12 protein-coding genes are annotated in these 12,525 nt (G+C 73.8%); 9 read left to right on the forward strand and 3 right to left on the reverse strand.

Translation table 11 applies throughout. From position 1 onward, the window contains the following. Positions 1 to 33 precede the first annotated feature (33 nt). Positions 34 to 1,875 carry a GmrSD restriction endonuclease domain-containing protein gene (locus ABD994_RS03155; RefSeq protein WP_345410929.1) on the reverse strand — a complete coding sequence of 614 codons (1,842 nt, stop codon included), beginning with the start codon at positions 1,873 to 1,875 and terminating at the stop codon, positions 34 to 36. Between the two features lie 180 nt (positions 1,876 to 2,055). Here ABD994_RS03155 and ABD994_RS03160 point away from each other — a divergent pair, with 180 nt between their 5' ends. The 3 genes from ABD994_RS03160 (at position 2,056) to ABD994_RS03170 (ending at position 4,618) form a co-directional block, all read left to right on the forward strand. Then, entirely contained in the window at positions 2,056 to 3,150 is a 1,095-nt protein-coding gene (locus tag ABD994_RS03160) for an LLM class flavin-dependent oxidoreductase (protein ID WP_345410931.1), read from the forward strand. Next, positions 3,150 to 3,767, forward strand: coding sequence for an FMN reductase (locus ABD994_RS03165; protein WP_345410932.1), 618 nt, complete (start codon positions 3,150 to 3,152; stop codon positions 3,765 to 3,767). The genes ABD994_RS03160 and ABD994_RS03165 overlap by 1 nt, the downstream gene beginning before the upstream one ends. 122 nt (positions 3,768 to 3,889) lie before the next feature. Further along, a complete protein-coding gene (locus ABD994_RS03170) occupies positions 3,890 to 4,618 on the forward strand; it encodes a GAF and ANTAR domain-containing protein (RefSeq protein ID WP_345410933.1) in 729 nt (242 codons plus the stop codon). Here the strand turns inward: ABD994_RS03170 and ABD994_RS03175 are convergent. Beyond that, positions 4,615 to 6,333 carry an MFS transporter gene (locus ABD994_RS03175; protein ID WP_425550007.1) on the reverse strand — a complete coding sequence of 573 codons (1,719 nt, stop codon included), beginning with the start codon at positions 6,331 to 6,333 and terminating at the stop codon, positions 4,615 to 4,617. The genes ABD994_RS03170 and ABD994_RS03175 overlap by 4 nt on opposite strands. A 59-nt stretch (positions 6,334 to 6,392) precedes the next feature. Between ABD994_RS03175 and ABD994_RS03180 the strand changes: the two genes are divergently transcribed. Beyond that, positions 6,393 to 7,046, forward strand: a complete 654-nt coding sequence (locus ABD994_RS03180) for a TetR/AcrR family transcriptional regulator (protein ID WP_345410934.1) — start codon at positions 6,393 to 6,395, stop codon at positions 7,044 to 7,046. On the opposite strand, the gene ABD994_RS03185 is transcribed toward ABD994_RS03180, so the two are convergent. Further along, a complete protein-coding gene (locus ABD994_RS03185; RefSeq protein WP_345410935.1) occupies positions 7,036 to 7,818 on the reverse strand; it encodes an alpha/beta fold hydrolase in 783 nt (260 codons plus the stop codon). The two genes, ABD994_RS03180 and ABD994_RS03185, sit on opposite strands and share 11 nt — an antisense overlap. A gap of 174 nt (positions 7,819 to 7,992) precedes the next feature. Here ABD994_RS03185 and ABD994_RS03190 point away from each other — a divergent pair, with 174 nt between their 5' ends. The 5 genes from ABD994_RS03190 to ABD994_RS03210 all read left to right on the forward strand — a co-directional run bounded on the left by ABD994_RS03190 (position 7,993) and on the right by ABD994_RS03210 (position 12,474). Further along, positions 7,993 to 8,622 carry a TetR/AcrR family transcriptional regulator gene (locus tag ABD994_RS03190; protein ID WP_345410937.1) on the forward strand — a complete coding sequence of 210 codons (630 nt, stop codon included), beginning with the start codon at positions 7,993 to 7,995 and terminating at the stop codon, positions 8,620 to 8,622. Positions 8,623 to 8,689: 67 nt separating this feature from the next. Beyond that, positions 8,690 to 11,185 carry an HAD-IC family P-type ATPase gene (locus tag ABD994_RS03195; RefSeq protein WP_345410938.1) on the forward strand — a complete coding sequence of 832 codons (2,496 nt, stop codon included), beginning with the start codon at positions 8,690 to 8,692 and terminating at the stop codon, positions 11,183 to 11,185. Next, a complete protein-coding gene (locus tag ABD994_RS03200; RefSeq protein WP_345410939.1) occupies positions 11,182 to 11,841 on the forward strand; it encodes an O-methyltransferase in 660 nt (219 codons plus the stop codon). Before ABD994_RS03195 ends, ABD994_RS03200 begins: the two co-directional genes overlap by 4 nt. 173 nt (positions 11,842 to 12,014) lie before the next feature. Further along, positions 12,015 to 12,200: a hypothetical protein gene (locus ABD994_RS03205; protein ID WP_345410940.1), complete on the forward strand. Its 186-nt coding sequence runs from the start codon at positions 12,015 to 12,017 to the stop codon at positions 12,198 to 12,200. After that, a complete protein-coding gene (locus tag ABD994_RS03210; RefSeq protein WP_345410941.1) occupies positions 12,184 to 12,474 on the forward strand; it encodes a hypothetical protein in 291 nt (96 codons plus the stop codon). Before ABD994_RS03205 ends, ABD994_RS03210 begins: the two co-directional genes overlap by 17 nt. Positions 12,475 to 12,525: the final 51 nt, after the last annotated feature.

The following is a 12,525-nucleotide window of genomic DNA, read 5'->3' on the forward strand; positions in this document are numbered from 1 at the left end:
GTCCCGAGGACACGGGTTTCGCGTGCCCGACCGTCACGCCGCCGGGAGATCGGACACCAGAGCGCTCTCGTCCTCCGGGTCCTCGGCCTGCGGCTCAAACATCGCCGCCTCCGCCGCGTCGTCCGCCGCGTCGTCGATGGCCCGCTTCTGCATCGCCTCGGCGATCAGGTCCAGCAGGGCGGCTCGGCGGGCGGCGAAGAAGTCCTCGAACCGGTCGGTCCGCAGCGCAGCGGGGTCGACGAGGTGCGTAGCGAGCACCCGGTCCAGCTCCGCGGACTCGAGACCCGACTTCTTCTCGACCTTGGCGAGGTACGACGACGGGGCGACGCCACCGATCGTTCGATTCGTGTCGAAGGAGATGGCGGTCTTGTTGACGATGCTCTCCCGCTGGTCATCGTCGACACCGTTCTTGTCGCACCATGCCTTCGGGAAGATGTGGTGGATATCGATCTTGAAATCGAAGAACGTGGCGAGGCCCATCGGCTGGTCCTTGATCCAATCCAGGCATCCCCTCTTCATGAGGAGGGCGTAGACCCCCTTGTAGGCGGCCGAGTTGCGCGTCTTGAGGGTGAGGAGTCGGGCCGCGTAGAAGGCGGCCTCGCTGACGGTGCCCGGCTCACGCCGGCCGCCCCGCACCCACGCCGGGACCTGCTCGACGTCGCGGGCGAACCTCGTCTCCGTGCTCCCCCCGTACATCTCCCCGAGGACTCCGCACCAGAACCAGCGACGGATCATCGCGCGCGTGGCGAAGACGTCGGCGTCCTTGCCGAGCAGGACCCGGATGACCGCCAGCGGCACGAGCTGTGTCCGGTAGGGCAGATCGGCGGCGCGGAAGAAGTGCTCGTGCGCGAGGAACTGGTGGCACCACTCCAGTGCCTCGGTGACGGGCTCGGCCCACCGCCGGTAGTCCTCGAGACGCAGACGGAGGATGTCGCGGCGCTTGCAGGACGTCGACCCCGGCTCGATCAGCCCGTCACATCGTCGGGCTCCGGTCGCGAGCAGTGAGATCGCCTGGAGGAAGTCCGTGCTCTCGAGAGAGCGCAGGACCGGCTTGCGATGGAGGCGCTCCTGGCGGTCGGACCAATCGCCCTTCAGCGGGAAGTCCTCGGTGGCGAAGGTCGCGGTGAGCAGTTCGAAAGCGTTGAGCGGGACACCGCCGGTGTTGACCTTCTCGAAGACGGTGCACACCGCTTCCTTGGAGGTGTCCTTCGTCAGGCGGATCACCGGCACCTTGTAGCCGGTGATCTCTTTGAGGACCTTCTTGTGGAACTCCTTCCACCGATCCTTGTTGGCGGGCTCGACCTCGATGTAGGCCCACATCCACTCGGTGGTCGCGTCGCTGTCGAAGACGATCCACGCCGGGAAGGCGCCCGCCTCGCACTGCTTCTCCGTCGTGCGCAGGTCGGTCACGACGTCCTTGCCGAAGTTCTCGCGGACCACCAGGTCCTCCGGGATGGAGACGACGGCGTCCTCGAGGTCGGCGTTCGGGGCCAGGGCCTTCTCGATGTCGATGAAGTACCAGCGCTTGATGCGGCGATCGCGCGCGTCCTTCGTGTCCACGACCCGGCCCGAGAACAGCGACTGGTACAGCGATGTCGTCCGCTGCTGCCCGTCCAGGAGGAGCTGCTCCGGCTCGTCGGCGACCTTCGGGTCGACTCCGGCGATCGGGATGGGCTTGAAGTTCGACCCTCCGCCGCCGACCTCCAGGGTCATCGCCACGCCGACGGGGTGTCCCTGCGCCACGCTCGCGATCAGGGCGCGGATGCGGTCGTCGTCCCACTTCCACCCACGCTGGAAGTCGGGGAGCTGCAACTTCCCCGTGGCCGCGAGCTCCAGGAGATCCTCCAGCTCGACGTCCGGACTCTCGAACGGCATGTGTGGTCCCCTCGGACACCCCGGCGATGCGGATCTGGCTGGAAGCTACGGGGTGGTCCCTACGGTCCCTTCATGCGCCCGAACGGACCATCGCCTCGCCCGCGAGACTGCCGGGAACAACGCCGGTCTCCTCGGAGTTGAGCCGTACTGTAGTTGACGTTTCAACATCAGGAGGTCGCGATGCAGTTCGGTGTCTTCTCGGTCAGCGACATCACCGCCGACCCCACGACGGGCCGGACGCCCACCGAGGCGGAGCGCCTGCAGGCGGTGCTGCGCATCGCGGAGAAGACCGAGGAGGTCGGCCTCGACGTCTTCGCGCTCGGCGAGCACCACAACCCGCCGTTCTTCTCCTCGTCGCCCACGACGACGCTGGGGTACATCGCCGGCCGCACGCAGCGGCTGCAGCTGTCGACGGCCACGACGCTCATCACCACGAACGACCCGGTGAAGATCGCCGAGGACTACGCGATGCTGCAGCACCTCGCCGGCGGCCGCGTCGACCTCACGCTGGGCCGCGGCAACACGGGGCCGGTCTACCCCTGGTTCGGCCAGGACATCCGGCAGGGCATCCCGCTCGCGGTCGAGAACTACGCGTTGCTGCGGCGTCTGTGGGACGAGGACGTGGTCGACTGGGAGGGGAAGTTCCGCACGCCGCTGCAGGGCTTCACGTCCACGCCGCGCCCGCTCGACGGCGTCGCGCCGTTCGTCTGGCACGGCTCGATCCGCAGCCCGGAGATCGCCGAGCAGGCCGCCTACTACGGCGACGGCTTCTTCCACAACCACATCTTCTGGCCCGCCGACCACACCCGGCGCATGGTCGACTTCTACCGCCGCCGCTTCGAGCACTACGGCCACGGCGCCGCCGACCAGGCGATCGTCGGCCTCGGCGGCCAGGTGTTCGTGCGGAAGAACTCGCAGGACGCGGTGCGGGAGTTCCGGCCGTACTTCGACAACGCGCCGGTCTACGGCCACGGGCCGTCGCTGGAGGACTTCACCCGCGAGACGCCGCTGACGGTGGGCAGCCCGCAGGAGGTCATCGACCGCACGCTGGGCTTCCGCGAGTACGTGGGCGACTACCAGCGCCAGCTGTTCCTCGTCGACCACGCCGGCCTGCCGCTGAAGACCGTGCTCGAGCAGCTCGACATCCTCGGCGAGGAGGTCGTGCCGGTGCTCCGGAAGGAGTTCGAGGCGCGGCGCCCCGCCCACGTCCCCGACGCGCCGACCCACGAGTCCCTCGTGGCGGCGCGCGACGCGACCCCGGAGGTGGCGGCCTGATGAGCACCCGCACCCTCGCGGTCGTCAGCGCCGGGCTCTCGGTGCCGTCGTCCACGCGCCTGCTGGCCGACCGGCTGGCCGACGCCGCGGTCGACGCCCTGCGGGCCCGCGACGTCGACGTCCGCACCGAGGTGGTCGAGCTGCGCGACCACGCCCGCGACCTCGCCGACCACCTGGTCACCGGCTTCCCGAACGCGTCGCTGCGCCCGGTGCTCGACACCGTCGCCGGCGCCGACGGCCTGGTCGCCGTCACGCCGATCTTCTCGGCGTCGTACAGCGGGCTGTTCAAGACGTTCGTCGACGTCCTGGACCGCGACGCGCTCGACGGGACGCCGGTGCTCCTCGGCGCCACGGCCGGCACGGCGCGCCACCAGCTCGCGCTGGACCACGCCCTGCGCCCGCTGTTCGCGTACCTGCACGCGACGGTCGTGCCCACCGGGGTGTTCGCGGCGGCCGAGGACTGGGGCGGTACCAGCATCAGCCGCGAGCTGGGCGCACGGATCACCCGCGCGGGCGGGGAGCTCGCCGACCTCGTCGCGGCCCGGGCGCCGGCGGCGGCGGACGACCCGTTCGCCGACGTGCCGTCGTTCGCCGCCCTCCTGCACGGGGAGGCCTGAGTGACCGGGGCCCTGCGTTTCGCCGGGCGGGGCCCCGGGCTACCCGGGACAACCGACGAACGACTTGTGTTCACCACGAGCGCGAGAGGTCGACAGCGTCCCCGAACACCGGAGGGACCACCATGCAGACCAACGAGGCGCTCGTGACGTCCCTGCGTCAGGCGGCGCGGGAGCTCACCGCCAAGCGCTCCATCCGCGACATGGAGCAGACCCTCACGGAGATCGTCACCGCCGCGGTCGAGACCATCCCCGGCGTGGACGCCGGCGGGATCTCCGTGACCCAGGACGGGGAGATCCTCTCCCGGCACCCGACCCACCCCGCCATCACCAAGCTCGACCGCCTGCAGGCCGAGCTGGCCGAGGGGCCCTGCATCACCGCGATCGAAGAGCCCCCCGACGACGGCATCGTCGTCGCCGACGACCTGGACGGGGCCGACGGGGAGCGCTGGCCGCGCTTCGCCCCGCAGGCCGTGGAGGCCGGGTACCACTCGATGATGTCCACCCAGCTCAGCCACGAGCCCGGCCGGATGCGCGCGGCGCTCAACCTCTACGCGGGCGGGCCCGCCTCGTTCGACGCCGACGCGCGCGTCACCGCCGGTCTGTTCGGCGTGCAGGCGGCCGTGCTGCTCTACGGCAGCGAGCACGCGACCAACCTGCAGCGCGCGGTGGACAGCCGCGACCTCATCGGCCAGGCCAAGGGCATCCTCATGGAGCGCTTCTCGGTCGACGACGAGCGCGCGTTCGCGATGCTCGTGCGCTCGTCGCAGGACACCAACCTCAAGCTGGTCGAGGTCGCGCGGTGGCTGCACGACGAGGTGAACAGCCGCAGCCGCGGGGAGGGGACCAGCTAGCCCGGGACCGCCGCGCGAGCCGGGGCGGCGGGCCGCGCGGGCTCGGTGAGGTCGATCTCGCGGGTCCCCGCCGTGCCGGCCAGCGACTCGGCGCGGGAGACCCCGCGCCACTGCACGACCACCAGGTGGGCTCGTCCGACCCCGCCCCGGAGCAGGGAGAACGCGCCGTCCTCCCCCGCCCGCGCCCGGCCGAGCTGGTGGCCGTCCGTGCTGACGACGGTGAGCACCGCACCCGCGGCGGGCTCGTCGCCGTGGCGCACGACGCCGCGCAGCAGGGGGAGCTCCGGCTCCGGCGCTGCGGCGGCCGGGCCGGTCTGCGCCGTCCGCGCGACCGGGCGCTGCCGCGGGACGCCGGCGACGACGGCGATCGCCACGACGGCCGCACCCGCGCCGAGCACCATGACGACGACGAACGCCGTCTCCGTGGGGACACCGGCCTCGCTGACGAGCGAGGCGAGCAGGACACCGGCCACCGCGCTGGCGACCGACGTGCCGAGCGCGCGCATGAGGTTGTTGAGGCTGTTGGCCGCGGCCGTCTGCTCCACCGGCACCGCTGCCATGATCAGCGAGGGCATGGCGCCGTAGCCGAGGCCGATGCCGCAGGCGATGACGACCGAGCTGGCGACCAGCTCCCACACCGAGCCGTGGAACACCGCGCCGACGCCGTAGCCCACGGCGACCACGAACGCGCCCAGCATGAGCGTGGTGCGCGGGCCCGACGTCGCGCTGATGCGCGCCGACACCGGTGACATCGCCATCATGCACAGGCCGCCGGGCGCGAGGACGAGGCCGGCGACGAGGATCGACTGCCCGAGCCCGTAGCCGGTGGACGTCGGCAGCTGCAGGAGCTGCGGGTAGACCAGCGACATCGCGAACATCGAGAAGCCCATGACCACCGACGCGGTGTTGGTCAGCAGCACCTGACGTCGCCGGCTGACCCGCAGGTCGACCAGGGGCTGGCGGGTGCGCAGCTCCCACCACGCCCAGGCCAGCAGGACGACAGCGGCGGCGACGAACAGCGTGACGGTGGTGGCGCTGCCCCAGCCCCACGTGCCGCCCTTCGACACGGCCAACAGCAGGCACACCAACGCGACCGCGAGGCCGACCGCGCCGACGAGGTCGAAGCGCCCGCCGGCCCGCTGCGCCGACTCGGGCACGAGCGCGAGGACGCCTGCGAGCACGACGGCGCCCAGGCCGCCGGCGGCCCAGAACAGGACGTGCCAGTCGGCGGTCTGGGCGATCAGCGCCGCCAGCGGGAGGCCGAGCGCACCGCCGACGCCCAGCGAGGCGCTCATCAGCGCCGTGGCCGACCCTAGGCGCTCGGGCGGCAGCTCGTCGCGCATGAGACTGATCCCGAGCGGGATGACGCCGGTCGCCAGCCCCTGCAGCGCGCGCCCGACGACGAGCGGGACCAGCGACGTCGACAGCGCCGCCACCACCGAGCCGGCGATCAGCGTCACGAGGCAGACGACCAGCATCCGGCGCTTGCCCACCATGTCGGCGAGCCGCCCGACGATCGGTACGGCGACCGCCGCCGTCAGCAGCGTCGCGGTGACGACCCACGCGGTGTCCGCGGCGGGCGCGCCGAGCAGCCGGGGGAACTGCGGGACGAGCGGCACCACCAGCGTCTGCTGCAGCGAGACGGTGATGCCGGCCAGCGCGAGCACCGGGACGAACGTCGGCGCACGGCCCGCGGCGGCCGGGGGCGAGGTCACCCCATCAATCTAAATCAAGCGATTGACGGACGGCGAGACGAGGTCGTTCACTCGGCGCCGTGCCCGCCCGAGCCCGCACCGACCGCAACGCCGCCACGCGCGCCAGCATCCTCGACGCCGCCGAGCGCCTCTTCGCGGAGCACGGCGTGCACGAGGTCTCGAACCGGCAGGTGGCCGAGGCCGCCGGCCAGGGCAACACCGCCGTCGTCGGCTACCACTTCGGCAGCAAGACCGAGCTGGTCCGCGCGATCGTGCGCCGGCACACCGAGCCGATCGAGCGGGCACGCGTGGAGATGATCGCCCGCATCGAGGGCGGTGCGGGACGGTCGGACGACCTGCGCGACTGGCTCGCCTGCCTCGTGCGCCCGACCTTCGACCACCTCGAGGCGCTCGGCACGCCGACCTGGTACGCCCGGTTCGGCGCGCAGGTGATGGCCGACCCCGCGCTGCGGGAGGTCCTCACCGACGACCACCTCGGCTCGCCGGTGCTGCAGCGCGTCCTCGACGGCCTGCGCGCCTGCCTGCCGGCGCTGCCGCCGGAGACCCTCCGCGAGCGGGGCGACGTCGCGCGCCACCTGCTCGTCGCCGTCCCCGCCGAGCGCGAGCGGGCCCTCGCCGAGGGGGCCCCGACCGTCCGGGCCACGTGGGCCGACGCGGCCACCGGGCTCGTCGACGTCCTCGTCGGCGTCTGGCTCGCGCCGGTCAGCCGGTGAGGTCCCAGAAGTCGAGCAGGACCCCGGCCGCCGCCTCCGGGTCCTGGGCCATCCACCAGTGCCCGAGGCCCTCGAGGACGGCCACGCGCGCGCCCGCGCGTGCCGCGGCACCCCGCCGCTGGGCCTCGCTGCCGACGACCCGGTCGGCGGTGGCGACGATCGCGAGGCCCGGCCGCGCGGCCGCAGCGGGCAGGTCGGCGCCGGCATCGGCCATCACCGGCTGCACCACCGAGCGGTAGTGCGCGAGGATCGCCCGCCCCATCGCCTCGTCCTGCCCCGCGACCTGCCCCGCGACGACGTCCCGGGCCACGGCCGCGGGCATCCCGCGCCCGACGAGCACCGCCTCGACGGCCGCGACGTCCCGGTCCGGCCCGAAGCGTTCGGCGACGTCGGCCTCCCCGGTGCCGGGTGTCTGCCAGCGCTGCGCGAGCTCGTGCCAGACGTAGTCCGGCGCGAAGGCGCCGAGGGTGTCGCTGACCCAGCTGCGCAGCAGGTCCGGGCGCGCCATCGCGACGCGCACGGTGTGGCTGCCGTCGAGGTCGTGGCCGACGAGGTCGACAGGCCCGTCGCGGGCCACGATCGGCTCGAGCTCGTCGACGAGCCAGTCGCGGTAGGCCTCCGCGGTGGCGGGGAAGCCGTCGGGCAGCGGCGCCCCGAACCCGGGCGGGGCCAGGCGGACGACGCCGTGGATCCCCCGCCGATCGAGGGCGTCCACGAGCGGGTCCCAGACCGCGGGGGTCTCGGGGTTGCCGTGCACCAGCACGACCGTCACGCGGGCACCTCGTCGGCGGGCGCGGCCAGCGGCACGGTCGGCTGCAGCACGGCCTCGGCGAGCATCGCCTCCACCGCGCCGTCCTGTAGGTCGATCATCTCCGGCTCCTCTCGGTCCTCCGCCACTCTCACATACTTGTCGGTCGACACGCAAGCGGCCTGCTACGATGTGCCGGTGACAGCCGCCCGTCCCCGCCGCACGCAGCAGGAACGCCGCGAGCACACCGAGGCCGCGCTGGTGGCGGCGGCCGCCGAGGTGGTCGTCGAGTCGGGGGTGCGGGCGCTGACGCTCGCGCGGGTGGGCGAGCGTGCCGGCTACAGCCGCGGGATCGTCACCCACCAGTTCGGCTCCAAGCAGGGCCTCGTCGAGGCCCTGACGCGCGCCACCCAGGGCGGCTTCGTCCCCGGGATCGCCGAGATGGCGCCGGGCCTCGAGCGCCTGCTGGCCCTCGTCGACGGCTACATCGGGGCGCTGGCCGAGATGCGCGTCGCCAACCGCGCGTTCCTGCTGCTGTGGGCCGAGGCGGCGACGGCCGAGGAGCTGGCCGCCACCTTCCGTGAGCGCGACCGGGGCTTCCGCCGCGACCTGCGCGAGGACGTCGAGGCCGGCCTCGCCGCGGGCACGATCCGCCCCGACGTCCGGCCCGACGACGTGGCCGTCGCCCTCGTCGGGCAGCTGCGCGGCATCGGCATGCAGCGCCTGCTCGACCCCGACGCCGTCGACCCGAACCCCCTCCGCCAGCAGGTGACGGAGCACTGGCGGCGCGCCCTGGCCGCCGACGCCCGGCAGCCCCCGGCGCCCTGACCCTTCAGGTCCCGGTCAGCGACGGCCGGGATGATGGTCACGTGCGAGACCGCGACCCGAGGCCGGGATGACCGCGACGATCGAGGGCCTCACGACGGAGCAGGTGCGAGCGGCCACGCGCGACGGCCGGGCCAACGTCCCGGTCTCCGGCTCGGGGCGCACCACCGCGCGCATCCTGCGCACCACGGTCTTCTCCTTCTACAACAACACGCTGTTCGTCATCGGCATCGCGCTGCTCGCGCTCGGGCGCTACAGCGACGCACTGGTCAGCGTCGGTCTCGGCATCGTCAACGCGGCGCTCGCGGCGTTCCAGGAGCTGCGGGCCAAGCGCCAGCTCGACCGTCTGCAGCTGCTGGCCCGCGAGCCGGTGACGGTGGTGCGCGACGGCGAGGAGCGGACGGTGTCGCCGGTCGAGGTCGTCGTGGGCGACCTCGTCCGGGTGCGCACCGGCGACCAGGTCGTCGTCGACGGCCCGCTCGTGACCGGTGGGCGCGTCGAGGCCGACGAGTCCCTGCTGACCGGCGAGTCCGACCCGATCCCCAAGGAGGTCGGCGACCACCTGCTCTCGGGGTCGTCGTGCTCGGGCGGCGAGGGCCTGCAGCGTGCCGAGGCCGTCGGCGCCGACAGCCACGCCGGCCGGCTGACCATCGCCGCCCGCGCCGACACCACCGCCCTCACCCCGCTGCAGTGGCGGATCGACCTCGTGGTGCGGCTGCTGATCCTGCTGGTGCTGCTGATGAGCGGCGCGATCCTCGCCCAGGCCGCCCTCGACGGCTCGACCGTGCTGCGCTTCGTGCAGACCTCGGCGGTGCTCTCCGGGCTGGTGCCCTACGGCCTGTTCTTCCTCATCGCCGTGGCCTACACCGTCGGCGCCGCCCGCCTCGCCGGGCGCGGCGCGCTGGTCCAACGGACCAACGCCGTCGAGGCCGTCAGCCGCGTGGACGTCGTCTGCACCGACAAGACCGGCACGCTGACCAGCGGGCGGCTCGCGCTGACCGAGGTCGTGGCGGCCGACGAGGCCGGCGCCCGCGCCCTGCTCGGCACCTTCGCCCGCTCGGTGGGCAGCACCAACGCCACCACCGCCGCGCTGGCCGCCGACGACACCCTGCCCGGCGAGCCCGCGGACGTCGTCGACGAGGTGGAGTTCCGGTCCTCGCTGCGCTGGAGCGGGATCACCCTCGCCGACGGCACGTCCCTCGTGCTCGGGGCACCCTCGACGCTGCGCGCCGCGCTGTCCGACCCGGCGGGCGCGGACGAGCGGGCGGTCCGTCAGCGCACCGACCAGGGCCTGCGGGTGCTGGTGCTCGCGCGGGGGCACGGTGCGCTGCGCGACGCCGGCGGACGGCCCCGGCTCCCGCGCCTGCGGGCGGTGGCGCTGGTCGCCCTGGCCGACGAGCTGCGCGAGGGCGTCACCGACGTCCTGACCGGGCTCGCCGCCGAGGGGGTCGCGGTCAAGGTGGTCTCGGGCGACGACCCGGACACCGTGGCCGCCCTGGCCCGGCGCGCGGGGCTCGATGCGCCGGCGATCGCCGGTCCCCGGCTCGCGCCCCTGGACGGGGACGCCTTCGACGAGGCCGTCGCCACCCACGGTGTGTTCGGGCGGATCGCCCCCGAGCAGAAGGAGCAGATCGTCGACGCGCTGCGCCGCGGCGGGCACCAGGTCGCGATGGTCGGCGACGGCGTCAACGACGCCCGCGCGCTCAAGCGCGCGCAGGTCGGGGTGGCCATGCGCTCGGGCAGCTCGGTGACCCGCGACGTCGCCGACATCGTCCTGCTCGACGACTCGTTCACCACCCTGCCCCCGGCGCGCACCGAGGGTCGCCGCATCATCAGCGGCGTCAGCTCGTCGATGTACCTGTTCCTGTCGCGGGTGTGCACCCAGATGCTCGTCATCCTCACCGTGACGCTGCTCGGCCTCGGGTTCCCCTACACGCCGACCCAGGTCGGGCTGACGCTGTTCACCGTCGGCGTGCCGACGTTCTTCCTCACGATGTGGGCGCGACCCGAGCCCCCGGCCGAGGACCTGCTCGTGTCGCTGGCGCGGTTCGTCATCCCGGTCGGGGTGCTCACCGCGGGCTTCGGCACCGCGATCTACGCCTTCCTCTACCGCCGGGTGACCAGCGGGCTCTCGGGGACGCCCTTCCCCCGGGCGGTGGAGCTCTTCGAGCAGTACACCGGGCTCACCTACGGCGTCGATGCGGACTTCGTCGAGGCCTCCGCGACGCTGGGCGCCCAATCCGGGCTCTCGGTGTTCGTCTCCACCAGCGCGCTGATCCTGATCCTCCTGCTCCAACCCCCGCACCGGATCTTCGCCGCGTGGCGCCCCGTGAGCTCCGACCGCCGCCCGACCTGGCTGGCGCTCGCTCTGTTCGCCGCCTTCGTCGCGGTGCTGCTCGTGCCCGCAACCCGGAACTACTTCGGCCTCACCGCGCCGGACCCGCCGGTGCTCCCGGTCGCTGCCCTCGGCGTCCTGCTGTGGTTCGTCTCGCTGAGCCTGGTGCTGAGGTACCGGGTGCTGGAGCGGGTCCTGGGTCTCGCCGCACGGCCTACGGTCGGACCGTGAGCACCACCCCCGCCGCGGTCGACACCTGGTTCGTCGAGCACCTCGCCCTCGAGGACGACGCGCTGCGCCGGGCCCGGGAGCGGGCCCGGGGCGCGGGGCTGCCCGACATCGCCGTCGCGCCCGCGCACGGCGCGCTGCTGGCGCTGCTCGCCCGCCTGGCCGGCGCCCGCCGCGTGCTCGAGGTCGGCACGCTCGGCGGGTACTCGACGATCTGGCTCGCCCGCGCCGTCGGGCCCGGCGGGCTGGTGACGACGCTGGAGATCGACCCGCACCACGCCGAGGTGGCGCGCTCCTGCGTCGACGCGGCCGGTATCGGCGACCGCGTCGAGATCCTCCTCGGGCCGGCGCTGGAGAGCCTGCCGACGGTGGCCGGGCCGGTGGACCTCGTGTTCGTCGACGCCGACAAGCAGAACAACGCGGCCTACGTGCGGGCCGCGCTGCCCCTGGCCCGGCCCGGCACGGTGGTGGTGGTCGACAACGTCGTGCGCGACGGCAAGGTCGCCGATCCCGCCGAGGAGTCCGCGGTGGTGCGCGGCGTGCGCGAGGTCGTCGACCTCGTCGCCGCCGACCCCCGGCTCGAGGCGGCCACCGCCCTGCAGACGGTCGGGGCCAAGGGCTGGGACGGGTTCCTCGTCGCCCTGGTGGCGCAGTCCTGAGCCTTTCCAGTGCTGTTTCGGTCCAGAACGCCGCCGCGTGGCGGTGTCCCGGTGACCTGGACCACCATCGCGGGTGCCGTGTTCAGTCCGCGAGCCACGGTCGACGCTCCGTGGTCGCCGGCACCCCCGAGCACGCGACACGGACCCGGTGGTGGACGAGGAGGTCCCCGCCCATGTGGCATCTGCACTGGCAGTCCGACGCCCCGCGCCGGCCCCGTCCCGTCGAGCGCATCCACACTGCGCCCGCGGACGAGGACGGCGTGACGAGCCGCGGCTCGTTCCAGGTCGTCTGGCACGACACCCCCGCCGGCTCGCTGGCCGCCGAGGTCCCGGAGACCGTCCGTGTCCGCGGCCGCTGAGCACGGCGCCGGGCACGCCGCCCCGGTCGAGGTCCTGCGCTCCGCGTCGCGGGCCCTCGCCCCCTGCGCGCGCTGCGACGGCGGCCTGACGGTCTCCGGCTCGACGGCCGCGGCGCTCGCCGAGCTCTTCCGGCTGCTCGCCCGCGAGGGCGACCCGCCCGACGTCGCCGTGCGCGCGGCCCGCCGGCTGCTCGCCGACCTCGACGCCGGCGGGACGGCTCCCGCGCCCCGGTCCCCCGCGGACACCGACGGCGGGCTGCTCGCCGCCCGCTGACGCGTCACGGTCGGTGACGGCGGGGTCGCGGAGAAAATTCCCGGACCCGGG

Origin of the sequence: Actinomycetospora chlora, assembly GCF_039542135.1 — a bacterium.
GTDB classification, from domain to species: Bacteria; Actinomycetota; Actinomycetes; order Mycobacteriales; family Pseudonocardiaceae; genus Actinomycetospora; species Actinomycetospora chlora.

Bases quoted from the DNA above. Each gene is read 5' to 3' on its own strand.
- ABD994_RS03195 (WP_345410938.1), top strand. From the start codon at position 8,690: ATGACCGCGACGATCGAGGGCCTCACGACGGAGCAGGTGCGAGCGGCC.
- ABD994_RS03205 (WP_345410940.1), top strand. From the start codon at position 12,015: ATGTGGCATCTGCACTGGCAGTCCGACGCCCCGCGCCGGCCCCGTCCC.
- ABD994_RS03160 (WP_345410931.1), top strand. From the start codon at position 2,056: ATGCAGTTCGGTGTCTTCTCGGTCAGCGACATCACCGCCGACCCCACG.
- ABD994_RS03155 (WP_345410929.1), bottom strand. From the start codon at position 1,875: ATGCCGTTCGAGAGTCCGGACGTCGAGCTGGAGGATCTCCTGGAGCTC.
- ABD994_RS03170 (WP_345410933.1), top strand. From the start codon at position 3,890: ATGCAGACCAACGAGGCGCTCGTGACGTCCCTGCGTCAGGCGGCGCGG.
- ABD994_RS03165 (WP_345410932.1), top strand. From the start codon at position 3,150: ATGAGCACCCGCACCCTCGCGGTCGTCAGCGCCGGGCTCTCGGTGCCG.